At 63.8% G+C, this 23,889-nt stretch carries 25 protein-coding genes; 19 read left to right on the forward strand and 6 right to left on the reverse strand.

Features of this window, described 5'->3' with window-relative positions:
* Positions 1-3: 3 nt before the first annotated feature.
* Positions 4-213: a hypothetical protein gene (locus BS74_RS01685; RefSeq protein ID WP_185747671.1), complete on the reverse strand. Its 210-nt coding sequence runs from the start codon at positions 211-213 to the stop codon at positions 4-6.
* Positions 214-241: 28 nt separating this feature from the next.
* Positions 242-1,861: a hypothetical protein gene (locus BS74_RS01690; protein WP_038055485.1), complete on the reverse strand. Its 1,620-nt coding sequence runs from the start codon at positions 1,859-1,861 to the stop codon at positions 242-244.
* 76 nt (positions 1,862-1,937) lie between these two features.
* On the opposite strand from BS74_RS01690, the gene BS74_RS01695 reads away from it, so the two are divergent.
* From BS74_RS01695 to BS74_RS11465, 4 genes are read left to right on the forward strand one after another with little or no spacing between them, the layout of a single operon-like run.
* The gene (locus BS74_RS01695) at positions 1,938-2,222 is read left to right on the forward strand and encodes a hypothetical protein (RefSeq protein WP_038055487.1); all 285 of its coding nucleotides are present in this window, start codon (positions 1,938-1,940) and stop codon (positions 2,220-2,222) included.
* Entirely contained in the window at positions 2,219-3,502 is a 1,284-nt protein-coding gene (locus BS74_RS01700; protein ID WP_038055490.1) for a flippase, read from the forward strand. The genes BS74_RS01695 and BS74_RS01700 overlap by 4 nt, the downstream gene beginning before the upstream one ends.
* Complete coding sequence (gene glf, locus BS74_RS01705) at positions 3,499-4,620, forward strand: UDP-galactopyranose mutase (RefSeq protein ID WP_038055501.1); 1,122 nt, start codon at positions 3,499-3,501, stop codon at positions 4,618-4,620. Before BS74_RS01700 ends, glf begins: the two co-directional genes overlap by 4 nt.
* Positions 4,613-5,557 (forward strand): glycosyltransferase family 2 protein, encoded by a 945-nt coding sequence (locus BS74_RS11465; RefSeq protein ID WP_081914542.1) that lies wholly within the window; start codon positions 4,613-4,615, stop codon positions 5,555-5,557. Before glf ends, BS74_RS11465 begins: the two co-directional genes overlap by 8 nt.
* 286 nt (positions 5,558-5,843) lie before the next feature.
* On the opposite strand, the gene BS74_RS01715 is transcribed toward BS74_RS11465, so the two are convergent.
* Positions 5,844-6,689, reverse strand: coding sequence for a hypothetical protein (locus BS74_RS01715; RefSeq protein ID WP_038055504.1), 846 nt, complete (start codon positions 6,687-6,689; stop codon positions 5,844-5,846).
* A 161-nt stretch (positions 6,690-6,850) separates the two neighbouring features.
* On the opposite strand from BS74_RS01715, the gene BS74_RS01720 reads away from it, so the two are divergent.
* The 12 genes from BS74_RS01720 (at position 6,851) to rsfS (ending at position 18,873) form a co-directional block, all read left to right on the forward strand.
* On the forward strand, positions 6,851-7,912 hold the full coding sequence (locus BS74_RS01720) for an EpsG family protein (protein ID WP_038055506.1): 1,062 nt from the start codon (positions 6,851-6,853) through the stop codon (positions 7,910-7,912).
* Between the two features lie 9 nt (positions 7,913-7,921).
* Positions 7,922-8,725: a glycosyltransferase gene (locus BS74_RS01725; protein WP_038055508.1), complete on the forward strand. Its 804-nt coding sequence runs from the start codon at positions 7,922-7,924 to the stop codon at positions 8,723-8,725.
* Positions 8,725-9,861 (forward strand): glycosyltransferase, encoded by a 1,137-nt coding sequence (locus tag BS74_RS11590; protein ID WP_038058738.1) that lies wholly within the window; start codon positions 8,725-8,727, stop codon positions 9,859-9,861. The genes BS74_RS01725 and BS74_RS11590 overlap by 1 nt, the downstream gene beginning before the upstream one ends.
* 2 nt (positions 9,862-9,863) lie before the next feature.
* Positions 9,864-11,333, forward strand: coding sequence for an undecaprenyl-phosphate galactose phosphotransferase WbaP (gene wbaP / locus BS74_RS01735; protein WP_185747672.1), 1,470 nt, complete (start codon positions 9,864-9,866; stop codon positions 11,331-11,333).
* An 18-nt stretch (positions 11,334-11,351) separates the two neighbouring features.
* Positions 11,352-14,369, forward strand: a complete 3,018-nt coding sequence (locus tag BS74_RS12915; RefSeq protein ID WP_038055510.1) for a Wzz/FepE/Etk N-terminal domain-containing protein — start codon at positions 11,352-11,354, stop codon at positions 14,367-14,369.
* 140 nt (positions 14,370-14,509) lie between these two features.
* Positions 14,510-14,815, forward strand: a complete 306-nt coding sequence (gene rplU / locus BS74_RS01745; RefSeq protein ID WP_038055512.1) for a 50S ribosomal protein L21 — start codon at positions 14,510-14,512, stop codon at positions 14,813-14,815.
* Between the two features lie 3 nt (positions 14,816-14,818).
* On the forward strand, positions 14,819-15,076 hold the full coding sequence (gene rpmA, locus BS74_RS01750) for a 50S ribosomal protein L27 (protein ID WP_038055514.1): 258 nt from the start codon (positions 14,819-14,821) through the stop codon (positions 15,074-15,076).
* 19 nt (positions 15,077-15,095) lie between these two features.
* Positions 15,096-16,343, forward strand: coding sequence for a GTPase ObgE (obgE, locus tag BS74_RS01755; RefSeq protein WP_038055516.1), 1,248 nt, complete (start codon positions 15,096-15,098; stop codon positions 16,341-16,343).
* Positions 16,344-16,345: 2 nt separating this feature from the next.
* Positions 16,346-16,906, forward strand: a complete 561-nt coding sequence (gene nadD, locus BS74_RS01760; RefSeq protein WP_038055518.1) for a nicotinate-nucleotide adenylyltransferase — start codon at positions 16,346-16,348, stop codon at positions 16,904-16,906.
* Positions 16,881-17,438, forward strand: coding sequence for a bis(5'-nucleosyl)-tetraphosphatase (symmetrical) YqeK (gene yqeK, locus BS74_RS01765; protein WP_038055520.1), 558 nt, complete (start codon positions 16,881-16,883; stop codon positions 17,436-17,438). Before nadD ends, yqeK begins: the two co-directional genes overlap by 26 nt.
* Positions 17,428-18,525 carry an LCP family protein gene (locus BS74_RS01770; protein ID WP_038055525.1) on the forward strand — a complete coding sequence of 366 codons (1,098 nt, stop codon included), beginning with the start codon at positions 17,428-17,430 and terminating at the stop codon, positions 18,523-18,525. Before yqeK ends, BS74_RS01770 begins: the two co-directional genes overlap by 11 nt.
* A 6-nt stretch (positions 18,526-18,531) precedes the next feature.
* A complete protein-coding gene (rsfS, locus tag BS74_RS01775; protein WP_038055527.1) occupies positions 18,532-18,873 on the forward strand; it encodes a ribosome silencing factor in 342 nt (113 codons plus the stop codon).
* 88 nt (positions 18,874-18,961) lie between these two features.
* Here the strand turns inward: rsfS and BS74_RS01780 are convergent, their stop codons facing one another.
* A complete protein-coding gene (locus BS74_RS01780) occupies positions 18,962-19,513 on the reverse strand; it encodes a Uma2 family endonuclease (RefSeq protein WP_038055529.1) in 552 nt (183 codons plus the stop codon).
* Positions 19,514-19,519: 6 nt separating this feature from the next.
* Complete coding sequence (locus BS74_RS01785) at positions 19,520-19,801, reverse strand: hypothetical protein (protein ID WP_038055531.1); 282 nt, start codon at positions 19,799-19,801, stop codon at positions 19,520-19,522.
* A gap of 21 nt (positions 19,802-19,822) precedes the next feature.
* Between BS74_RS01785 and panC the strand changes: the two genes are divergently transcribed.
* Together panC and BS74_RS01795 are read left to right on the forward strand one after the other, a co-directional pair.
* Positions 19,823-20,653 (forward strand): pantoate--beta-alanine ligase, encoded by an 831-nt coding sequence (gene panC, locus BS74_RS01790; protein WP_038055533.1) that lies wholly within the window; start codon positions 19,823-19,825, stop codon positions 20,651-20,653.
* Positions 20,650-21,759, forward strand: coding sequence for a type IV pilus twitching motility protein PilT (locus tag BS74_RS01795; protein WP_038055535.1), 1,110 nt, complete (start codon positions 20,650-20,652; stop codon positions 21,757-21,759). The genes panC and BS74_RS01795 overlap by 4 nt, the downstream gene beginning before the upstream one ends.
* 290 nt (positions 21,760-22,049) lie before the next feature.
* Here the strand turns inward: BS74_RS01795 and BS74_RS01800 are convergent, their stop codons facing one another.
* Positions 22,050-22,568, reverse strand: coding sequence for a Uma2 family endonuclease (locus BS74_RS01800; protein WP_038055537.1), 519 nt, complete (start codon positions 22,566-22,568; stop codon positions 22,050-22,052).
* Between the two features lie 22 nt (positions 22,569-22,590).
* Here BS74_RS01800 and BS74_RS01805 point away from each other — a divergent pair, with 22 nt between their 5' ends.
* Positions 22,591-23,865, forward strand: a complete 1,275-nt coding sequence (locus BS74_RS01805) for a thymidine phosphorylase (protein ID WP_038055539.1) — start codon at positions 22,591-22,593, stop codon at positions 23,863-23,865.
* Positions 23,866-23,889 lie beyond the last annotated feature (24 nt).

Genomic DNA, 23,889 nt, shown 5'->3' on the forward strand with positions numbered 1-23,889 from the left:
CCGTCAGGAGAGCCTGCACTTACTGATAGGGTCTAGCCTGCTCTCCGCCGGGCGCTCCTCCAGGGAGCCGATGCGGTTTTCCCAATAGGCCCGGGTTTCTCTTAGCTCCCCTTTCACCTCTTCCCGCGAGGCGTCCATACGCCGGGAGAGGTTTTTCACCCAGGGGGGAAGGACCCGGATGGTGGTCTCCACCGCCCCTGCCAGCTTCTCCACCCTCTCCGCGAACCGCTTCTGCTTTGGCTTAGCGGAGGGAAAGGCCAAAGGAAAGGCTTTGCCCCGTGGCCTCGTCGTACTGCCCCTTCAGGATGTTCTGCCACCGCACCTCGTAGGCCAAGCAGCCATCGTAGAGGCGGAGGGTGAGGCCCAGGCGGGTGAGGCCCTCCTGGTTTAGCCCCACCTCGGGGGCGAGCCAGAGGGCCTGGCAGCAGGTGCGGTCGGGGAGGGGCATGGCGTAGGAGAGGCGCACCTCCTCGAGGCTTCCCCGCAGATAGGCCAGGCGGAAGCTCCCCAGAGCCTCGTCCCGGTAGCTTCCCTCCAGGCGGTCCAGGCGCTGGCCCAAGGGGTTTTCCAGGGTGTAGCCCAGGCCCCAGGGGCCCAGGGTCCCCTCCAGCTGGAGGCGCTGGAACTCGTCCCGGTGTTCCCAGGTGAAGGGGGGGGTGGGGGAAAGGGCCTCGAGCCTCCCCGCATAGGAGGCCCTTAAGGTGAGGTCCCCTTCCCGGAAGGTGCCCTCCAGGCTTCCCCCTAAGGCCAGGTAGGGCTCGTAGCCGGCGAAGGGATAGGTGGCCAGGAGGAGGGCCGGGCTCAGGGTGAGGCCGAGGGGCCCCTCCCTGAAGGCGTGGCGGTAGGCGCCCTCCAAGCCCAAGGTGAGGCCCCGGCTCCTTCCCGTTTCCGCGTAGCGCAGGAAGGGCCTCAGGGTGAGGTTCTCCAGGCGGAGGGTGGGGGTGTAGCGGGCCTCTAGCCTCGGGGTGTCCAGGTCGGGGGGAAGGGGGCTTGCGGCGAAGAAGAAGTCCTCCCACTGGGCCTGCACCCCTGGGGCGTACCCAAACCGCACCTCAGCCCCCCGGTTTCCCTCCCTTAGGCCCAGGCGCAGGGCCTCTTCAGGGGTCCCGAGCCCCGTGGCCAGGAGGGTGAGGCTTCGCTCCCAGCGGCCGATCTCCTCCCCGGGCTTGGGCAAGGGGAAGTCTTGGAGCCCCAGGGTCCAGCCCCCGGTGTCGGAGCTTGCCAAGACCAGGGGGCTTCTGAGCTCCGGCCGCCGGTTGGCGTTGGCCCGGGCCTCCCCCAGGGGCACCTCGAGGCCCCAAAGCCCCAAGGTGGCCTCCCCCTTGAGCTCCCCGGTACCCACCAGGAAGGTGGCCTCGTCCATGGCCAGGCGCACGTCCTCCCCGCAGGGGCAGGGGGTGGCCAGGAACCCCTTGAGCCGGGCCTCCTCCCGGGTGAAGGTGGCCTCCTTGGCCCGCACCCGGTAGGCGGGGCTTTCCAGGAGGATCCCTTCCCCCTGGAGGGGGGCCTCGAGGCTAAGCCGCTCCACCTGGGCCTTCAGCCTTCCCCGGCTCAGGCGCACCCCCTGAAGCGCCTTCCCCAAAAGGGCCTCCGCCTCCACCCGCCAACCCTGGGCCTCCCCCCGGAGGTTTTCCGCCCGGAAGGTCCCCTCGGCCTCCAGGTACCGGATGGCGGGGGCTTCCAGGTAAAGCCCCTCCCTTTCCAAGCAGGCCCGGCCCTCAAAGACCAGGACCTCCCCGTCGTAGGCCATCTCCTCCCCGCCCAAAAGGCCCTCCTCCGTTTCCAGGGTGTAGGGCCTTTGCCCGCAAGGGCCCGCCAGAGCCAACCCCAAGAGGGTCCCCAAGACCAAGAGCCGCTTCATGTTGGGGATTCTACATAAGGGGACTTAAACCTGGAAGGAGGGAAGGGCATGGTATTCTCGGCTAGGAGAGGGGATCATGTTGGAGCGCTCCGCAACAATCTTAGAAGAGCTTAAGCTCAAGATCGCCACCCGGCAGGCGGTGGTGGGGGTGGTGGGCCTAGGGTATGTGGGCCTGCCCTTCGCCGTGGAGAAGGCCAAGGTGGGCTTCCGGGTGATCGGGGTGGAGCAGAACCCGAGGCGGGCGGAGAAGGTGAACCGGGGGGAAAACTACATTCCCGACGTGCACGATGAGGAGCTTAGGGAACTGGTGGCCCAAGGGCTACTCCGGGCAGAGACTAACTTCCTTGAAGGAAAGGCATGACAAGTCACTTATCCCGCTTCCTTCGCCACGGCCTGGTTCAGAACATCCTGGCCCTCTATGGGGTCCACTTTGCCAACTACCTGTTCCCTCTCGTCACCGTTCCCTATCTGGCCAGGGTCCTGGGGCCCAAGGAATGGGGGCTTCTGGCCTTCACCCAGGCCTTTGGGGGGTACCTCAACCTCCTGGTGGAGTATGGCTTTGGTCTTTCCGCTACCCGGCAGGTGGCCCAGGCCCGGGATTCCTTGGGAAGGCGGGCTGAACTTCTGGCCGGGGTGCTGGGGGCTAAGGGCGTGCTTACCCTCCTGGTGGCAGGCATAGCCGCATGGGTGGGGGGCTCTATCCCCGCCTTCCGGGATCACCCTGGGGTTTTATGGGCAGGGGTGTTTTGGGCCCTGGCCACGGCCTACAGCCCCATGTGGTACTTCCAAGGGCTGGAGAGGATGCGCCTCTTGGCCGGCCTGGAGGTGGGTACCAGGGCCTTAGCCCTGGTCCTGATCTTCCTTTGGGTGAAAGGGCCTGGCGATGTTTGGAAGGTTCTTGCTTTGCAAGGGGGAGCGTCCTTGCTAGCCACTTTGTTGGCCTTGTCCCTTGCCTACCGGGAGGTGCCCTTTATCCTGCCCACCTTCCAGGGGGTCCTGGAGGCCCTCCGTCTTGGGTGGAGCATGTTCCTCTTTCGCGGTGCGGTAAGCCTTTATACCTTGGCTAACACCTTTATTTTGGGGCTTTTTGCCCCACCCCAGGTGGTGGGGTATTACGCCGGAGCGGAGAAGATCAGCAAGGCGTTTCTAGGGCTTCTCTCCCCGGTAAGCCAGGCGCTCTACCCGCGGCTAAGCCACTTGGCTCAGAATGCCCCCCTGGAGGCGGCCAGATTAGCCCGGATGGGGTTGGCGGGGATGGGGCTGGGGGGGGTGGCCTTGGGGCTTGGGGTCTGGGCTTTGGCCCCCTTTTGGGTCAGGCTTTTCCTGGGGGAAGGGTATGAGGAGGCGGTTTTGCCTCTTCAGATCCTCGCCCTGATCGTCCCCCTCATCGCCCTGAGCAACGTGCTGGGCATCCAGTGGATGCTCCCTCTGGGCCTGGATCGCCCCTTTAACGTCATCATCGTGGGGGCAGGGCTCGCCAACCTGGCCCTGGCGGTGGTCCTGGCCCCCAGGTTGGCCCATGTGGGCATGGCCCTGGCGGTGGTGGTTTCGGAGCTTCTGGTCACCTTAGGCATGTGGCTCTACCTAAGGGCGCATAGGCGCGATCCCTGGTCCTTTCTCCGGATGGGAGGTGTCCGGTGAGGGTGGACTACCTGATCGTGGGTGCAGGCTTCACCGGGGCCACCCTGGCGGAGCGGATCGCCTCGGAACTGGGCAAGAGGGTGCTGGTGGTGGACCGCAGGGACCACATCGGGGGCAACGCCTACGACGAGTACGACCCCCATGGGGTCCTGGTCCACCGCTACGGCCCCCACATCTTCCACACCCAAAGCAAACGGGTCTGGGACTACCTCTCCCGCTTCACCGAGTGGCGCCCCTACTTCCACCGGGTGCGGGCGGTGGTGGAGGGGAAGGAGGTCCCCCTCCCCTTCAGCCTGGCCACCTTGCGCAAGCTCTTCTCCCCGAGGCTGGCGGACAAGCTGGAGGAAAAGCTCCTGGCCCACTTCGGCTACGGGGCCAGGGTCCCCATCCTGCGCCTCAAGGAAATGGAGGACCCCGACCTCCGCTTCCTGGCGGACTACGTCTACAGGAACGTCTTTGAGGGGTACACCCTGAAGCAGTGGGGGATGCGCCCAGAGGAGCTTGCCCCCTCGGTCACCGCCCGGGTCCCCGTCCTGGTGAGCCACGAGGAGCGCTACTTCCAAGACGCCTACCAGGCCATGCCCAAGGAGGGGTACACGGCCCTCTTCCGCCGGATGCTGGCCCACCCCAACATCAAGCTCCTCCTGGGGGCGGACTGGCGGGAGGTGGAGGGGGAGGTGCGCTTTGACCGCCTCATCTTCACCGGGCCCATCGACGAGTTCTTCGGCTACCTCCACGGGCCCCTGCCCTACCGCTCCCTGCGCTTCCGCTTTGAGCACCACCCCAGGCCTTGGTTTCAGGAGGTGGGCACGGTGAACTACCCCAACGACCACGCCTTCACCCGCATCACCGAGTTCAAGCACCTCACGGGGCAGGATTACCTGCCCCACACGGCCGTGGTCTACGAGTACCCGGAGGCCTACGAGCCGGGGCGGAACGAGCCCTACTACCCGGTGCCCAAGGAGGAGAACGAGGCGCGGTACCAGCTTTACCTGAAGGAAGCGGAAAAGCTCAGGACGGTCTTCTTTGCCGGGAGGCTTGGGGACTACCGCTACTACAACATGGACCAGGCGGTGGCAAGGGCGTTGAAGCTCTTTGAGGAGGTAGCCCGTGGATAGGGTGTGTGCGGTAATCGTGACCTACAACCGGAAGGAGCTCCTCAGGGAATGCCTCAAGGCTGTCCTCTCGCAAACCCGGCCCCCCGACCACGTCCTGGTGGTGGACAACGCCTCCACGGACGGAACGCCGGAGATGCTCCGGGAGGAGTTCCCGCAGGTGGAGGTCCTGCGCCTGCCGGAGAACCAGGGGGGAGCGGGTGGGTTTCACGAGGGGATGAAGCGAGCCTATGAGGCTGGGTACGAGTGGATCTGGTTGATGGACGACGATACCCTTGCCTACCCGGAAACGCTGGAACGCCTCCTCCAGGTTGCGGAAAGGGAGGGCTTGGATGCCGTGGGCCCCCTCCCCCTTTCTTCCGAAAATGAAACCGAGCTGGCCTATCCCCACCACACCCAAGGAGGGCTGACCTGGCGGAGGCAGGATCTGGAAGGGCGGGGCTTAATCCTGGGGGAAGCCTCTTTCTTCCTGGGGGTGCTGGTGGCTCGGGGGATCCTGGCCCAAGGGGGTTTCCCTGACAAACGCCTCTTCATCCGGGGGGACGAGGTGGAGTACGGCCTGCGCTTGAAGGGGATTGGGGGGCGGTTGGCCACCCTAACCACCGCCTTCGTCCGGCATCCGAGCTTCAAGGGGGAGGTCAACATGCTTCTGGGAAGGCGGCTCGTGGTAGTGTATTCGGGTAACCCCCGCAAAGACTTCTACAACTACCGCAACCGGATGCACATCTTCCGCCTGCACCGAAGGCCTTGGTGGTTTTGGGTGGCCCTGGACATCCTCCGCCACACCTGGTTCTTCCTCCTGGTGCGCCGGGGGGATTGGAAGGGCTGGAGGCTCTGGTGGAAGGCCTCTCTCCTGGGCCTGAGAGGGAACCTGATCCCTTACGAGGAGGCGTTCGCCCGTGAAGGAGTCCCAAGTAGCCCTGCTCATCCCCGTCTATAACGACAGAGAGGGGCTCGCCAAGAGCCTTCGTAGCCTGCCCCAGGAGCTTCCCCTGGACGTGGTGGTGGACGACGGGAGCGACTATAGGCCACCAGGTGGCCGTGTTGGACATGAGCGAGGCCAAGGTAGAAGGTTTGCGAAGAGGGATCCTTTCCTTTCACCTGCTACGAGGAGGTCTTTTACCAAGCGGAGTCTGGGCAGTGGGCATGCTCCCGGGGTCCTAAGAAAGGCTGTGCGGGAATGTAGGTAGCTTAAGTGAATGTCTAAGGAGCCTTCGTTTGCTACTTCAAAGCTCCACCCCTGCCATCTTCAGGAGAACCCGACTCCGGATGAGGTTGTGGGCTAAGAGGACGAGGTTCACCCTCGCCACCAGCCCCCAGTAAGAACGAGCCTCAACCCGCCCAAGCCCCAGGGAACGCACCATCACACTGAAACGCGTCTCGATCCAGTTTCTCACCCTCCCCATCCACTCCCGCCATCCCGTCTCCACCGCCTGTCCCCCCCGCAGGCGATAAGGTGGGGTGAGAACGCCCTCCACCCAGCGAAAGCCTCGGTCCCCCAGAACGTGCTCCAGCCCCTCCAGAAGCCCCCTGGCCCAGGTTTCCCGGGCATTCCCTGGCAACAGGGCCCAGCGGTGAAACAGCCCCCGGTCGTTGATGACCCCCACCAGGGCGTAGCCCGCAAAGCCTCCCAGGGGCCCCACGCCAATCCCCGATCCGGGCAGGGCATAGCCCCGGATGCGGTGGCCGTGGGCCATGGGGAGGGGCTTCAGGTCTACCACGTGCAGGAGGCTGGGCCCCTGAGCCAGGCGGAGGGCCAGGTGGGCCAGGAGGGGCTGGGCGTTTTGCAAGACGCGGAGGAAGCGGGAGAGGTGGGGTAGGGAGGGGAAGTAGGGGCGGAGGAGGGATTGGGAGAGGAGGTAGCCTTTGCTGAGGTCCAGGCCCAAGAAGGTCAGGAAGAGGGCGATGGTCAGGAGTTCGGGGAGGGTGGCCTTTTGGTGCTTTTGGGGTTTTGGCAAGCGCATTCCTTGGGCTTGGAGGGCTTTGAGCTGGTCATCGACCCAGACGTAGGTAGCCACCAGGAGGGTTTCTGCGTCAATATGGTAAAGGGGATGCTCGCGATCGGGTCGCATGGCATCCCCCTTTTTTCATGTCCTGGGGGTGCAGGTCAAGTAGCAAACGAAGGGATATATTAGGACACGGGGGTGCACTGGTGATTTGGGGTTCTAGGCTTAGTGAGGGACTGTACAGAAAGCTTCTACGCGCCGAAAGCTGAAGGTGGGGAGGCTTAGGGGTGGTATACATCGTGGGGTGGTTATTAAATTACTGGGGCGTAGCGCTTTGGTATTTGGGATTCCGGAGTAAGATCGTTCTCTTTCCCGCAATACTGTACATGACGATTGTCATTATAATACGCTATAGCGGTACAGATACTTACGGAATTTATGAGCAGATGTTGGGACAACTTTTGAGAGGCGAATGGTCGGGTTTTCTTGCCGGATGGGAGCCTGCTTTTGTGGTCGTTTCGGAACTTTTCTTGTATTTTACTCACTCGGAAGTTTGGGCGGTGCGTGCAATTGGTTTTCTGTTCATGCTTATGTTGCTTCTTTTCTACATGCGCGCGGATAGCGCGGAGCAAAAAGTCTTTTTTCTGTATCTTTTTCCTGCGTTTGTGTATCAATTAGGCATGAATGCCATTCGCTTTGGGCTCGCCTTTGCTTTTGTTCTCTTGGGATGGCAGGCGCTGAGGCGAAAGAAGGTTTGGGCATATTTTTTTCTTAGTCTTCTGGCCATCTTATTTCATTACTCAGCCTTTGTTTTGGCGTTCTTGCTTTTTCTTCAGGAAAAGAATCTAAGAAAGCCACAGGTTGCTTTCAGTTTGGTGGTTTTACTAACGCTCCTTGCTATTCTGATTGTGATTAAAGAGGACTACTTTCAAGCGAAGCTATTTCTGTATGCGGACTATAGTTCGCCGTCGCCGTGGTCGGGGTTGTCACGCTCATCCGCGGTTTTCCTAATCTTGTTAGGATTTGTTATCCCCTTTAGCAAAGATAGAATAGGCTTTGCGCTTTGGCTACTCGTACCGACCCTCATGGGACAGACACTGGCGCTTTTCTCCTACGCCGGCTTGCGCATCCTGGACTTGATGGCGGTAGGGACCCCTCTTCTGCTTCTTCGTTGGTTTGATCGCAACAGTGTGGTTCCTAGCAGGGTCTTTTGGTCGGGTTTGGCTTTTGCTGGCATCCTGAGTTGCCTTTTTCTGTACAGAAACTTCCTCTCAGATTACGATGGCCAGTTGACAGGCACGCTGACACCCTTCTTGCCTTACAGGACAATCTTTAACTACTCTCCATAGGGGGTGGCCATGAAACCCGATGTAGCTGTTTTGATTCCGGTATACAACAACCAAGCAGGCTTGGAACGAACCCTGGCCTCAATAGATGAAAAACTACCCCTTGATGTTGTGGTAGTAGATGACGGTAGCGACCCACCGATTCAGCTAAGGGGGCTCCCCCAACCACATAGGGGATTTGTTTTGCGCTTGGATAGAAACATGGGCATAGAACATGCCCTCAATCATGGCTTGCGCTGGATTCTTGAGAAGGACTATCGTTATGTGGCCCGCTTGGATGCGGGAGACTTGTGCTATCCGGGAAGATTTTTTAGGCAAAGGGAGTTTTTAGAAAAAAACCCCCAGTATGCCCTTGTAGGCGGCCAAGTGCGGTTCGTGGATGATAGCGGAAGAGACTTGTTCCGCGAAAAGTTTCCCACAGAACATGAAGACATTAGCCGAATAATGCATGCGCGAAGTTGCTTCATTCATCCGGCGGTGATGTTGCGGGTTTCAGCTTTGCAGGAGGTAGGCTTTTATTCCGATCGTTTCCCGGCTGCGGAAGACTACGAGCTGTTTTTTAGGCTGACAAAACGGTTCAAGGTTGCCAACCTACCTGACGCGGTGTTGATTTGCCATGTGGATCCTAAGGGCATTTCGCTAACCAAGCGTAGGCGGCAGATTTTAAGCCGAATCAAGGTGATGTTGACGTATTTTGATGTGGGCCGCAAAGAGAGCTGGCTTGGATTGATGAAGAGCGTGGCACTTTTGGCGGTACCGGTTCCTGTGGTGCAATTCTTGAAAAGGCGCTTGGAAAAGTGGCGCGGATGGTTATGATGCGAGTGCTTCACATTCTAGAGGCCACGGCGGGTGGGACCGCGCGACATGCAGTCCAGTTATTGCTAGGGCTTGCGAGGGAGGGGGTAGAAAACCATTTGGCTTACTCTCCCTTGCGGGCGGACGCTTTTATGTTGGGGGCCTTGGGGGCCCTCCGAGAGGCGGGAGTTTCGCTTGTGGAGGTCCCCATGCGTCGGTCTCCTCACCCCTCGGATCTGAGGGCTTGGGCAACGCTGGTGGGGTACGTCAGGCGTCAAGGTCCCTTTGACATTTTTCACGGGCACAGCTCCAAGGGAGGCGCCTTTGCGCGCCTCTTGAAGCTGACTTTTCCTCGGGCTAGGGTGATTTACAATCCGCATGCGTTTGTAACCCTTTCTCCTTACTTGAGGCCCGCAGAACGATGGCTTTACACTGTTGCAGAAAAAATGCTGGCCCGGCTTACGGATGGCTTTATCCTGGGTTCAGCTTACGAGCGCCGAGAATTTGACCGCTTGGGGTTTTCCAAAGCATCTTTTAAGATCATTCCCCCTATAGGTTTATCTCCACAGCCGGAACTTGCAACCACGCGAGAGTCCCTCCGTCGTTCTTGGGGCTTAGAGGGGGACGAGGTGGTCTTTGGCTTTGTTGGGCGCTTGGACTTCCAGAAGGCTCCTCATGTAGCCCTGAAGGCTTTCGCTGAGTTTGCCCGCCAGTTTGAGGGGAAGGCTAAGCTGGTGCTTGTGGGAGATGGGCCACTTCGCCAGTCACTGGAGGCGATGGCTAAGGATTTAAAGATTGAGCACGCCACGCTTTTTCTTGGATACCAGGATGGGAAGGTGGCCATGCAAGGGTTTGACGTTTTCGTGCTTTCTAGCGCATACGAATCGGCAGGGATTGTGCTTTTGGAGGCTGCTGCTTCCGGCCTGCCGATACTCACCACGCCTGTGGGGTGGGCTCCCGAAATAGTGGGGCACGGGGTCAATGGGTTTCTCTATCCTGTGGACGACTTTGCATCCCTCAGCCATTATATGGCGCTCCTAGCGTTGGATGAAGCTCTGCGGCGTAAGATGGGAGAAGAGGGTCGGAGAAGAGCTTCGGACTACACCGAGGACAAAATGGTGCGGGAAACCTTGGCCTTTTACAGGGAGGTGAAGTAACCGTGCAGCAAGAACGGGTTTTGAGAATTCCCCGGCGGGAGCCGATTGCGAAGCGCTTAGGGAAGGGGGCGGCCGTGCTCTTGGGGTTGCTGGTGGTGGACCTTTTGGCCTTGGAACTTTCACTTCTATTCGCCTACGTCCTCCGAGAAGCTTTGGATACGCTTTTGTTCAACAGCAATAAACTCTTACGGCTCTTTTTTCCCTCAAGTTCCCTTTCCTTCGCCCTCCTTCTATTTCCATTGGGCTACGCCCTGGCAGGCCTTTACCCAGGGTACGGGCTTCCCCCTGTGGAGCGAATACGCCGGAAGGTGCTGGTCACCCTGTTGATGTTCCTGGCCCTTATCGCCTGGGAGTGGCTTTTCTTAAGGGAGGGGTGGTCTAGAGGGGTCTTGCTCCTAGCCCTGGGTTTTGCCTTGGTCTTACCCTCCCTGTTTGAGGCGTTGGCGCGTGAAGGATTGGTGCGTCTGGAGCTGTGGGGCACACCGGTTCTCATCCTTGGGGCGGGCAGGACGGGAGCCTTGGTGGCTCGAGCGCTTCTTCGGGAAAGGGCCCTGGGACTGAAGCCTATTGGTTTCTTGGACGACGATCCCACGAAGTGGGAGAAGCAGATAGAGGGCTTGCCTGTCTTGGGCGCCCTTGCGGAAGCTGGGGGGTGGGTCCAGGAGGGGGTGAGAACGGCTGTTCTAGCCATGCCAGGGGTGGGTCGGAAGCGTTTATTGGAGCTTTTGGAGGGTCTTCCCTTTCCCAAAGTGGTCTTGGTGCCAGATCTGCTGGAAACCCAGAGCCTTTGGGTCTCGGTGAGAGATTTAGGGGGGATTTTAGGCTTGGAAATGAGAAATAATCTGCTTTTTGCTCAGAATAAATTTATAAAACGTGCCATGGACTTGGGTATAAGCGTACCCTTGTTTTTGGCTAGCTTGCCGCTTATGGCTGTATTGGCACTTTTAATTAAGCTTGTTGACAGAGGGCCCGTTTTATTTTCCCAGGAGCGTATTGGGTACGGATGCAAACCTTTCCGCATTTGGAAGTTGCGCACCATGAGCTTGGATGCCGAAGAAAGGTTGAAGGTGCTTTTGGAAAAAGATCCAAAGGCCAAAGAGGAATGGCAAAAGTTTCGCAAGCTGAAAAACGATCCACGGCTTTTGCCAGTAGTAGGCAAAATCCTTCGCAAAATGAGTTTGGACGAGCTACCCCAGCTGTGGAACGTAATACGCGGGGATATGAGTTTAGTAGGACCTCGTCCGGCCTTCCACGAAGAGCTGGAGGCTTACTACGGACCTTTAGCGAAGCTCTACTGTAGTGTGCGACCCGGGTTGACAGGGCCGTGGCAGATAATGGGTAGGAACCAGCTTGAATTTGCTGAAAGGGTTGCTCTGGAGGCGTACTATGTTCGTAATTGGTCCCCTTGGTTGGACCTTTACATCTTGGCACGTACGGTTTGGGTGGTTCTGACCTCCAAGGGAGCACATTGAGGGTATACTGGCCCGAGTATGCTTCAGGCGCCTCAGGAGGAGTTTTCCCTTCGGGATTTGGTGGCGGTTCTTGAGCGACACCGCCGCTTAGTCGTCTCCTTACCCTTGGTACTGGTTACGGTGGCCCTCATCTACGCCTTCTTTATCGCCGAGCCCCGCTACGCCTCCACCGCCACGGTGAACGTGGCCCCGGTCCAGGTGCAGGCCCAGCTGGAGCAGCGCATCCAGGTGCAGGGGCAAAACCTCCTCACCTTTGAGGGGTTGAAGGCCATTGCCTTTTCGGAGGAGGTTACCCGCGAGGTCTGGGAGGCCTTGAAGAGGGAGAGGAAGCTCCCCACCGCCTGGCAGGACCAGGGGGGCACCCCGGGCCTAGAGCGTATGGTGAAGGACTTTAAAATCAAGAACGAATCCCCGCGGCAGCAGGTGGTGCCCCAGGGGCAGGTGCCCCCGGTGGTGGCCTCCTTGACCGTGCAGGCGCCAAGCCCCGAGGTGGCGGCTAGGACGGCCAACCTCTGGGCGGAGGCGGTGACCCAACGGGTGAACCGGATCCCTCTGCGGCGCCTCGAGGCCAACCTGAAGGCCCTGGAGGAGCAGATCCTCCCCGCCGAGAGGACGTACCGGGAGGCCCAGGCCCGTTGGGAGGCCTTCCAGCGTGCCTCCACCCTGGCCCAGGACAAGGCGGAGCTGGAGTCCAAAACGGCGGAGCGCGTGAGCCTGGACCAGGAGCGTTCCGCTTTGGAGCGGGACTTGGCGGCGGTGCAGGGCAGGGTGGCGGCTTTGGAGGCCGAGGCCCGGAAGCAGGCCTCCTTGGTACCCATCGGGACCAGCCCAGAGCAGCTGGCCATCATCGGCAAGCGGTTACGGGAAGCGCAGGAGAACCTCAAGGGGGAGACGGAACGGGCCCGGCAGGCCTACGTTCGGGCGGCGCAGACCCTGGAGGTCTTTAAGCGCCAGGAGCGCATCCCCGTGTGGCAGGCGGAGCTTTCCGCTTACACCGAGGCTTACGCTTCCGCCCGCTCCCGGAGTCTGGCCTTGCAAAAGGACCTTGCGGTGAACGCCACCCGCCTCAAGGAGGCCCGTGCCCGCCTGGAGGAATACAAGGCGCAGGTTCCGGGGCTTTCCCTGGAGAACCTGGTGGCGGGGTTGACGGTGGCCGAGGCGGAGGCCTTGGTGGCGGAGCGCCTAAAGGAGGCGGATGGCCGGCTTAAGGCGGCGGAGGCGGCGTGGCAGGCGTACCAGCGGGAGAGCCAGCTTGCGGTGCTGAAGCAGCAGCTTGGGGGTTTTGCCGACCGGGTGGCCAGCATCCGGCAGCGGCTTAACGTTATTCTTACGGAGAGGGTGCGGGTTCAGGAGGCCTTGGGGGTTGCCCGCCAACGTTTTGAGGCTTTCAAGGCTGAGCTTCCGAATCTTTCCCTGGAGAACCTGGTGGCGGGGTTGACGGTGGCCGAGGCGGAGGCCTTGGTGGCGGAGCGCCTAAAGGAGGCGGATGGCCGGCTTAAGGCGGCGGAGGCGGCGTGGCAGGCGTACCAGCGGGAGAGCCAGCTTGCGGTGCTGAAGCAGCAGCTTGGGGGTTTTGCCGACCGGGTGGCCAGCATCCGGCAGCGCCTAGAGAAGATCCCCACCGAGCGGGCAATACTCCAAAAGCGGCTTGCCGAGGCGGAGGCAGAGCTTGCCAAGGAGCCCAAGCTTCTGGCTTTGGAAAGGGAAGTGGTGGCCGATCCCGCGGTGGCGGCAGCCATAGCCCGGGGGGGTGACCTCCAGGCCCTGGTGGGGCTGAAGCTCAAGAATCAGGAGCTGAACCCCACCCACCAAAAGCTCCTCTTCACCGCTTTGGACCTTCGCGCCGACCTGGGGGCTTTGGAGCGGGAGGAGGAGGCGCTTTCTGCCGAGGTGAGGCGGCTTGAGCCGGAGGTGCAGTCTTTGCAGGAGCGGATAGCGGAGGAGGAGGCGAGGCGGGCGCGGTTGGCCACGGAGTTGGACGTGGCGCGGGACATTTACAATGCGGTGTACCGGTATGCGGAGAACCTGAAGCGGTTGGCGGGCAAGCCGGAGCTGCGGCTTCGGGAGGTGAACCCGGACGTGCTCCGCTTCCGGGATCAGATAATTGACCTGGAGATTCAGCTGGCGGCGCTTTTGGCGGAGGAGGAGGCGCTTTCTGCCGAGGTGAGGCGGCTTGAGCCGGAGGTGCAGTCTTTGCAGGAGCGGATAGCGGAGGAGGAGGCGAGGCGGGCGCGGTTGGCCACGGAGTTGGACGTGGCGCGGGACATTTACAATGCGGTGTACCGGTATGCGGAGAACCTGAAGCGGTTGGCGGGCAAGCCGGAGCTGCGGCTTCGGGAGGTGAACCCGGACGTGCTCCGCTTCCGGGACGAGGTGGTGGCCCTCGAGGCGGAGCGGGCCGCCTTGGAGGCGGAGCTCCGGGCGCTGGAACAGAACGCCCAGGAGTACGAGCGCCGCATCCAAGGCCTGCGGGCCCAGATCGCCTCTCAGGAGAGGGAAAAGGAGTCCCTTCTCCTGGAGTACAACACCAAGAAGGCCGCCTATGAGGCCTTCCGGGCCCGTTATGACCAGATCGCCAACCTCACCGCCCAGGATCTGGCCTTTGATAACCCCAACCCCGAGTACCAGCGGCTGCGCTCGGTCCTCATTGATGCCCAGGCGGAGGAAGCCAGGCTTTTGGCGCGCAAGGCGGCCCTCGAGGCCCGCATTGCCCAGGTGGAGGCCCGCATCGCCCTTCTGCGGGAGCGGGTGGCCAAGGCCCAGGTGGAGCAGGACCGGGTGAACCAGGCCCTGGAGCTGGCCAAGAACGCCTACCTGGCCCTCTCCCAGAAGAAGACGGACTTGCAGATTGAGCTGGCCAGTTCCCAAAATGCCCTGGCCCAGGTGATCGCCCCGGCTTTCCCCGTGTACGAGAAGGTGGCGCCCAAGCGGGCCTTGATCCTGGCCCTGGCGGTGTTTTTGGGGCTTGTGCTGGGGGTGATGGCGGCCTTCTTGGCCGAGGCCCTGCGGGCGCCCAGGACCGAGGCGGCGGGGTAGGGGCCGGGGTGGGTAGGGCGCCCCTGCCCCTAGGGCTTTGGGGGCGGGGCTTGGCTGAGGGCCTTGCTTGAAGGAAGAGGCCGGGTTAGGTATAGTGGAAGACCGGTAGCCCCCTTTGGGGCCCTTAGGAAGGGGAGGCCATGTTCGCGATCGTGAAGACAGGCGGCAAGCAGTACCGGGTGGAGCCTGGGCTGAAGCTAAGGGTGGAGAAGCTTTCCGCGGAGCCCGGCAGCCAGGTGGAACTTCCCGTCCTCCTCCTCGGGGGGGAGAAGACGGTGGTGGGTACGCCGGTGGTGGAGGGCGCCAAGGTGGTGGCCGAGGTCCTGGGCCACGGCAAGGGCAAGAAGGTGACCGTCTCCCGCTTCAAGGCCAAGGTCCAGTACCGCAGGAAGAAGGGGCACCGCCAGCCTTACACCGAGATCCTCATCAAGGAAATCCAGGGGTGAGCCATGGCGCATAAAAAGGGTTTGGGTTCCACCAAAAACGGCCGCGACTCCCAGGCGAAGCGCCTTGGGGTCAAGCGCCACGGGGGTCAGGTGGTGAAGGCGGGCCACATCCTGGTCCGCCAACGGGGCACCAAGTTCAAGCCCGGGAAGAATGTGGGCATGGGCCGGGACTTCACCCTCTTTGCCCTGGTGGACGGGGTGGTGGAGTTCCAGGACAAGGGGCGGCTGGGCCGCTTCGTGAGCGTGCGCCCCTTGGCGTAGGCCAAGGAGGCGTGCCCGGATGTTCCAAGACCTTCTCCTCATCACCGTCGCCGCCGGCCGGGGTGGCGACGGTGCCGTCTCCTTCCGCCGGGAAAAGTTCGTGCCCAAAGGGGGGCCGGACGGGGGGGATGGGGGGCGGGGGGGAAGCGTCTACCTGCGGGCCAGGGGGAGCGTGGACTCCCTTTCGGAGCTTTCCAAGCGCACCTATAAGGCGGAGGATGGGGAGCACGGCCGGGGAAGCGGCCAGCACGGCCGGGCCGGGCGGGACCTCTACATCGAGGTGCCCCGGGGCACCCGGGTCTTTGATGCGGACACGGGGGAGCTCCTCGGGGACCTCACGGAGGAGGGCCAGGTCCTCCTGGTGGCCCGGGGAGGGGAAGGGGGGCGGGGCAACGCCCACTTCGTCACCCCCACCCGCCAGGCCCCCCGCTTCGCCGAGGCGGGGGAGGAGGGGGAAAGGCGCCGCCTAAGGCTGGAGCTCATGCTGATTGCCGACGTGGGGCTTGTGGGCTACCCCAACGCCGGCAAGAGCAGCCTCCTTGCCGCCACCACCCGGGCCCACCCCAAGATCGCCCCCTACCCCTTCACCACCTTGAGCCCCAACCTGGGGGTGGTGGAGGTGGAGGGGGAGCGCTTCACCCTGGCGGACATCCCCGGGATCGTGGAGGGGGCGAGCCAGGGCAGGGGCTTGGGCCTAGAGTTCCTGCGCCACATCGCCCGCACCCGGGTGCTCCTTTATGTGCTGGACGCCGCCGAGGAGCCCCTCCAGGTCTTCCGTACCCTGCGCCAGGAGGTGGGGGCCTACGACCCAGGCCTCCTTCGGCGTCCCAGCCTCATCGCCCTCAACAAGGTGGACCTGCTCACCCCGGAGGAGGTGGGGGCTAAGGTGGCGGAGCTGGCCCGGGAGGGGCTTCCCGTCTTGCCGGTGAGCGCCCTCACGGGGGAGGGGCTCGTGGCCCTCAAGGAGGCCCTCCTGGGCCTGGTGAAGGCCACTCCAGCCCCCGAGCTTCCCAAGCCCGCGCCCAAGGGGGTGGTGGAGGCCGGGGTGGAGGTGGTACCCCTAGAGGAGGGGGTGTATGAGGTGCGTGCCCCTGCCCTGGAGCGGTACCTGAGGCGGCTTAAGGGGGATTTTTCCGAGGCGGCGGGCTACCTCCAGGAGGTGTTCCGGCGCCACGGGGTGGAGGCGGCCCTCAGGGCCAAGGGGGTGCGGGCGGGGGACCTGGTGCGGATCGGGGAGCGGGAGTTTGAGTACATACCGGAGGGCTAGCCTTGCGCATCGGTCTTTTCGGCGGCAGCTTTGACCCCATCCACCTGGGGCACCTTCTGGCCGCAAAGGAGGCCGCAAGCGCCCTGGGGCTAGACCGCGTGCTCTTCGTGGTGGCCGCCCGCCCCCCCCACAAGACCCCGGTGGCCCCCCCGGAGGCCCGCTACGAGATGGCCCTCCTGGCCACGGCGGAGGAGGAGCGCTTCTTTGCCTCCCGCCTCGAGCTGGACCGGCCTGGGCCCAGCTACACCGTGGATACCCTGGAGGAGGCCCGGAGGCTTTTCCCAGGGGACGAGCTCTTCTTCATCACCGGGGCGGACGCCTACCGGGACGTCCTCACCTGGAAGGATGGGGAAAGGCTTCCCGAGCTCGCCACCCTGGTGGCGGTGGCCCGGCCCGGCTACCCCTTGGAGGCCATGCCGGTGCCCGTGGTGCCCCTCCTGGTCCCGGAGGTGGGGATATCCAGCACCGAGATCCGCAGGCGCATCCGGGAGGGGAGGAGCGTCCGTTTCTGGCTGCCCAGGCCCGTGGAGGTGTACCTTGAAAAGCACGGTTTCTACCGCTGAGCTTATGGAAAGGGTCCAGGCCCTGGTCCGTCCCGAGCGGTGGGCGCACATCCAGAGGGTGGCGGCCCTGGCCCGGGAGATCGCGGAGAAAAACGGCCTGGACGGGGAAAGGGCTTATCTGGCGGGGATCTTGCACGATGCCGCCCGGGACCTGCCCCTGGAGGAACTCCGCCGCCTGGCCCCTCCGGAAAACGAGGTGGAGGAGGCCCATCCCCTTTCCCTCCACGGCCGGGCAGCCCGCAGGTTGGCGGAGGCCTGGGGGGTGGGGGACCTCGAGGTCCTGGAGGCGGTGGAGGGGCACGTGTACGGGGTGGACCCGGCAAACGGCATCGGCATGGCCCTCTACATCGCCGACGTCTCCGAGCCGGGCCGGGGGGTGAACGAGGAGATCCGCCACCTGGCCCTTTCGGGGCACCTTCTGGAGGCCTACCGCCAGGCGGTGGACAAAAAGGTGAGGTACCTGGAGGCCAAGGGCATCCCCGTCCACCCCAGAACCTTGGCGGTGTACCAGGGCCTTTGGCATGCGCCCTAGGCTCTCCTTCCTCCTCCTGGCCTTGAGCCTCTTCGCCCTGGGGGTTGTCCTCTCCTGGCCCCGGGGGACGGAGGAAAGGCCCGTGCGGGGGAAGCGGGTGGGGGCCCTCCCTGAGCTTGGGGTGGTGGTGGCGGCCCGGGACATCGAGTACTGCGGTTACCACACCCCCTGTGGCCCGGGAAGCCGCACGGACACCATCTTCTACGTGCGCCTTAGGGGAAGGGAGGTCCAGGCCCTGGCCATTCCCCGGGACCTCTATAGCCCCTTGGTGGGGGGCAAGATCAACGCCGCCTACGCCCGCGGGGGGGCGGAGCTTTTGAAGAGGGCGGTGGAGGAGGCCACGGGCCTGGTGGCCGAGAGGCACCTGGTCCTGACCCTGGGGAGCGTGGCCCGGGTGGTGGACGCGGTGGGGGGGGTGGAGGTCCACCTGGAGAGGCCCATGCGTTACACCGACCGGGCGGCCAAGCTCTTCATCGACTTCCCCGCGGGAAGGCTCCATCTGAATGGGGAGGAGGCGGTGAAGTACATGCGCTTCCGCCACGACGCCCTGGGGGACTACGCCCGCTTGGACCGCATCAAGGGGGTCCTCGGCCAGGTGCTCAAGAGGGCCCAGGACCCCCGCACCTGGCCGGCCCTGGCCCTGGCCCTACGGGAAACCTGGCGGGAGCTGGACACCGACCTCTCCCTGGAGGAGATTCTGGGGTACCTGCCCGGGGTGCGGGGCCTGAGGCTTTCCCTGGCCACCCTGCCCACCCGGGAGGGGGCGGGGACCTTCCTCCACGTGGACGAGGAGGCCCGGGCCCAGGTCCTGGCCCCCTTTTTGGGAGGGGCTGTGCCTTCCTCCCCGCCCAAGGTGCCCGTGCGCCTTAGGGGGGAAAGGGGCCTCGTCCTTTGGGGCCAGGCGTTCCTCGCCCGGGAAGGGGTTGAGGCCCAAGGGGAGGAGGCGGAGGTGGTCCAGAGTGCGGTCTATGCCCAAAGCCTCGAGGCGGGAAGCTACTTTGCCGAGCTCTTCCACCTGCCCCTCCTTGTCCCTCACCGGCCGGTCCTTGGGGTGGTGGTGGAGCTCGGGAAGGACCTGCTACAATGAGGCCAGATGGTCAAGACCCTGGAGGCGGTGGAGCTGATCGCGAGGATCAAGGATCTCCTTTGGGAAAAGAAGGCGGAGGACGTGGTGGCCCTGGACCTGAGGGCGGTTTCGGAGAGCCTGGACTATTTCGTCTTGGCCAGCGCCACCAGCACCCCTCACCTCCAGGCCCTGGAGCGGCACCTGCAGGAGAAGCTGGAGGAGGAGGGCCTTCGCCCCCGGCCCACGGAGGGGCAGAGCCCCCGCTGGGTGGTCCTGGACTACGGGGAGGTGGTGGTCCACCTCATGACCCCGGAGGCCCGGGAGTACTACGACCTGGAAGGCTTCTGGGCGGACGCCAAGAGGATTTGACAGGCCCTGGGCCCCAAGGCCCGTGCACCAAGGTGGCTTCGCCAAAGCGGAAGGGGCTTGCCCGGGGGCTTTTCTGGGGCCATGGCACTTAGTCCAGGGCCGAGTAGATGGCCTCGAGGTCTAGGGAGGTGTCCAGGCAGGGCAGGGGCACCTGGCCCCCGGCGTAGCGCCTTAGGCTGAAGCCCTTTCCCTCGCGGAAATACCCTTCAAGGCCTTTCCGTTCGGGGTCCAGGAGCAGATAGGCCTGGAGGCTCTTCAGGCCCAAATAGGCCCGCATCTTCTCCCAGCGGTCCTGGGCCTCCGTGGAAGGGGAGAGGACCTCCAGGACCAGGCAGGGGTGTTCTTCCAAGAAGGGGTTTTCTCCGGGAGGAGCGCAAACCACCATGAGGTCGGGGTAGTAGACGGTGTCGGGAGCCACTTGGAGCTTGAAGGTCTCCGCATGGACCCGGCACCCCTTCTCCCGGGCCCTGGGGAAAAGGGCCGCTACCAGGGCCACCACCAGGAGGTTGTGACGGCGGCTGGCCCCGGCCATGGCCCTTGGGAAACCCCGGACCAGCTCGTGGCGCACGGGGCTTTGGGCCTCTTCCTCCAGGTAGGCCTCGAGGGTCATGGGGCGTTGGACCTCCGCGGGTTCAGCCATCTGCCCTCATTTTATCCGGGGCGGGGCTAGAGGCCCCATGATGAAGCGCTGGAAGGCCAGGTAAAAGCCCAGGTACACCAGAAGCTGGAACCAGAAGCTTTGAGCCACCTTCAAGCCCAGGAGGTTGACCATAAGGATCACGGCCACTGCGCCCACCATCACCAAGGTGGTGCGCAAAAAGACCCCAGGAAAGTACTTTAGGGCCTCGCGAAAAGTTTTGGGCCGCTTTTCTTCCCACTCTTTCAGGAGCTTTTTCTTAAGCTTTTCCTCGCGCTTTTTCTTGCCCACGGGGAAAGTATACTGGGCCCCGTGAAGGTGGCGCGCACCGTGGCGGAGCTGAGGCAGGCCCTACCCCAGGAGGGGGTGGGCTTCGTCCCCACCATGGGCTACCTCCACCGGGGCCACCTGGCCTTGGTGGAGCGGGCCCGGAGGGAAAACCCCTTTGTGGCGGTTTCCATCTTTGTGAACCCCTTGCAGTTTGGCCCCGGGGAGGACTACCACCGCTACCCCCGGGACCTCGAGCGGGACCGGGCCCTTTTGGCGGAGGCGGGGGTGGACCTCCTCTTCGCCCCCAGCGTGGAGGAGATGTACCCGGCGGGCTTCTCCACCCGGGTCAGCGTGGAGGGTCCCCTCACGGCCCTTTGGGAGGGGGCGGTGCGCCCCGGCCACTTCCAGGGGGTGGCCACGGTGGTGGCCAGGCTCTTCCTCCTGGTGGGGCCAAGCCGGGCCTACTTTGGGGAGAAGGACTACCAGCAGCTCCTGGTGATCCGCAAGATGGTGCGGGACCTGGGGTTCCCCGTGGAGGTGGTGGGGGTGCCCACGGTGCGGGAGGAGGATGGGCTGGCCCTTTCCAGCCGCAACGTCTACCTCTCCCCGGAAACCCGCGGGAAGGCCAACCTCCTCTACCGGGCCCTCGTGGCCATGCGGGTGGTGGCCCGGGCGGGCGGGAGCGTGGCCGAGGCCCTGCGGGCCGGGGAGGGGGTTTTGGCCGAGGTGCCCGAGTTCCGCAAGGACTACCTGGCCCTGGTGCACCCGGAAACCCTCCTTCCCCTTTCCGACTGGGTGCCGGGGGCCCGGGGGATCGTTGCCGGCCGCTTCCCCGAGGTGCGCCTGATCGATAACCTGGAGGTGTACCCATGAGCGAGGCTTCCCCCCAGGAGGGTAAGCAGAGCCTCTTGGAGATGCTCAAGGCCATGGTCCAGGCCCGGGCCTCGGACATCCACCTGCAGGCGGGGGCCCCCCCGGTGATCCGGGTGGATGGGAAGCTCCGCCCCTTCGGCAACCGGCCCCTTACCCCCAAGGACACGGAGGCCATCGCCAAGGCCCTCCTCACCCCGGAGCAGTGGGAGGAGGTGGAGTACCGCAAGGAGATGGACTTCGCCTACACCATCCCCGGGGTGGCCCGCTTCCGCTGCAACCTTATGCGGCAAAGGGGAAGCTTCGGCCTGGTGATGCGGGTGGTTTCCGAGGCGATCCCCAGCTTTGAGGCCTTGGGCCTGCCCCGGGAGGTGATGGAGGGACTGGCCGCCAAGGAGCGGGGGCTCATCCTGGTCACCGGGCCCACGGGTTCAGGGAAGAGCACCACCCTGGCGGCCCTCATCGACCACATCAACCTGCACTACGCCAAGAACATCATCACCATAGAAGACCCCATAGAGTTTTTGCACAAGCACAAGAAGAGCCTGGTGGTGCAGCGGGAGGTGGGGCTGGACACGGACAGCTTCTACTCCGGGGTCAAGTACGCCATGCGCCAGGACCCCGACGTGATCCTGATCGGGGAGATGCGGGACAAGGAGACGGTGGAGGCCGCCCTCATGGCCGCCCAGACCGGGCACCTGGTGCTTTCCACCCTGCACACCCTGGATGCCGCCAGGACCATCAACCGCATCATTGAGTTCTTCCCCTTGCACGAGCACCAGCAGGTGCGCATCCTCCTTGCCGAGTCCCTGCTTGGCATCCTTTCCCAGAGGCTTTTACCCCGGGCGGACGGGAAGGGGCGGGTGCTGGCCCTCGAGGTCCTCATCGCCACCCCGTACGTGCGGGAGCTCATCAAGGACGAGGACAAGACCCCCCAGATCAAGGAGGCCATGATGGAGGGCTCCATCCACGGGATGCACACCTTTGACCAGCACCTGGTGGAGCTCTACACCCAGGGGCTCATCTCCCTGGAGGATGCCCTTTCCGCCGCCACCAGCCCCCACGAGTTCCGGCTCCTCCTCACCAAGGCCACGGGGCAGGCCTACTAAGCGACCAGGGGAGGCGGGGTCGTATTTAGAAAGCGATCAGCTTGAGCGTGGGTTCGTGCGACGGCTTCGGCCGCTTGGGGTGGCCAGCCCGTTGTCCTTTGTAGAAGCACCGCCCCGAGGACGAGGGCCCAAGGCCCCAAGCTCGGCCATGGCAACCCGCAAGGCCACCTCCGGCACGGTTGGGCCAGGGGTGGCGGTTGAGGAAGCGGGAGGGATCGAAAGGCGGTCACGGAAATGCCCAGGCAATGGGCGGCTTCTTGCGGGGTGGAGAGGGGGGGTCTACCCATCCTTCAAGGCCAGGGGATGCGCACCCCAGGGAAGTGGAGGGGTCGGGCCTCCTCGCCCGGGAGGAGGATACGGTGCTCCGTGTAGAGGTTTTCCTTGGGGTGGCGGAAGATGTGGAGGCGGTTTTCCCCCAGGTCCAGGATCCAGACCTCGGGGATGCCCGCTTGGGCGTAAAGGGGAAGCTTGATGTTCCGGTCATACTCCAGGCTGGACTCGGACACCTCCACCAGAAGCAGGATATCCTCGGGGGTTGGAAGGGCCTCCCAGTAGTCCTTGGGCCGAAGGAGGGCCAGGTCCGGTTGGGGCTCGGAGCCCGGGGGCAGGCGCACAGGGTTTTGCGGCCAGATGCGGGCCTTCTCCCCTAGGGCCTGGGCAAACCTGGCGGTCAGACGGGCCACCGTCTCCGCATGCTTCGGACCGATCGGGCTCATCTGGTACACCTCCCCGTCCAGAAGCTCCACCCCCGTGACCCCCTGGAAAACCCGCTCAAACTCCTCTATCCCGAAGCGGTACCGCTGGGCCATGGCCCTAGCGTAGCATGGGGGCATGAACCCCGTGGAGTTCATCCGCGAGAAGCGGGAGGGCCTCAAGCACCGGCGCGAGGACCTGAAGGCCTTTCTCCTGGGCTACTTGAGGGAGGAGGTGGCGGACTACCAGGTTTCCGCCTGGCTCATGGCCGCCTTCCTGAGGGGTCTGGACCGGGAGGAAACCCTTTGGCTTACGGAAACCATGGCCTATTCTGGAAGGGTTTTGGACCTCTCCCACCTGCCCCACCCCGTGGACAAGCACTCCTCCGGGGGGGTGGGGGACAAGGTGAGCCTGGTGGTGGGCCCCATCCTGGCGGCCAGTGGGTGCACCTTCGCCAAGATGTCGGGCCGGGGCCTGGCCCACACCGGGGGGACCATCGACAAGCTGGAGTCGGTGCCCGGCTGGCGGGGGGAGATGACGGAGGGGGAGTTCATGGAAAGGGCCAGGCAAATCGGCCTGGTCATCGCCGCCCAAAGCCCGGACCTGGCCCCCTTGGACGGGAAGCTTTACGCCCTGCGGGACGTGACGGCCACCGTGGAGAGCATCCCCTTGATCGCCAGCTCCATCATGAGCAAGAAGCTGGCGGCCGGGGCCAGGAGCATCGTCCTGGACGTGAAGGTGGGCACGGGGGCCTTCATGAAGACCCTCGAGGAGGCCAGGCTGCTCGCCAAGGCCATGGTGGAGATCGGCCAGGGGGCGGGCCGCAGGGTGAGGGCCCTCCTCACCCGCATGGACTCCCCCCTGGGCCGGGCGGTAGGGAACGCCATAGAGGTGAGGGAGGCCATCGAAACCCTCAAGGGCAAGGGGCCTAAAGACCTCCTGGAGGTGGCCTTGCGCCTTTCCGAGGAGGCCCTAAGGCTTGAGGGGCTGGACCCGGGCCTGGCCCACCGGGCTTGGGAGAGCGGGGAGGCCCTGGAGAAGTTCCGGGCTTTCCTCGAGGCCCAAGGGGGGAACCCCCGGGTTGTGGACGACTTCTCCCTGCTTCCCCTGGGGGAGGAGCTTCCCCTGCGGGCGGAGGAGGAGGGCGTGGTGCGCGAGGTGGACGCGTACCGGGTGGGCCTGGCGGTCCTGGCCCTGGGGGGCGGGCGAAGGAGGAAGGGCGAGGCCATCGACCACGGGGTGGGGGTCCACCTCTTGAAAAAGCCGGGGGACCGGGTGGCCAAGGGGGAGGCCCTGGCCCTGGTCTACCACCGGGGGAAGGGCCTGGAGGAGGCCTTGGCCCATCTAAGGGAGGCCTTCCGCTTGGGGGAGGAGCCCAACCCCTTGCCCCTGGTCCTGGAGGCCTGGCCCTGAGGGGCAGGGGGGCGGGGTAGGGTA

The sequence above is a fragment of the Thermus amyloliquefaciens genome, assembly GCF_000744885.1.
GTDB classification, from domain to species: domain Bacteria; phylum Deinococcota; class Deinococci; order Deinococcales; family Thermaceae; genus Thermus; species Thermus amyloliquefaciens.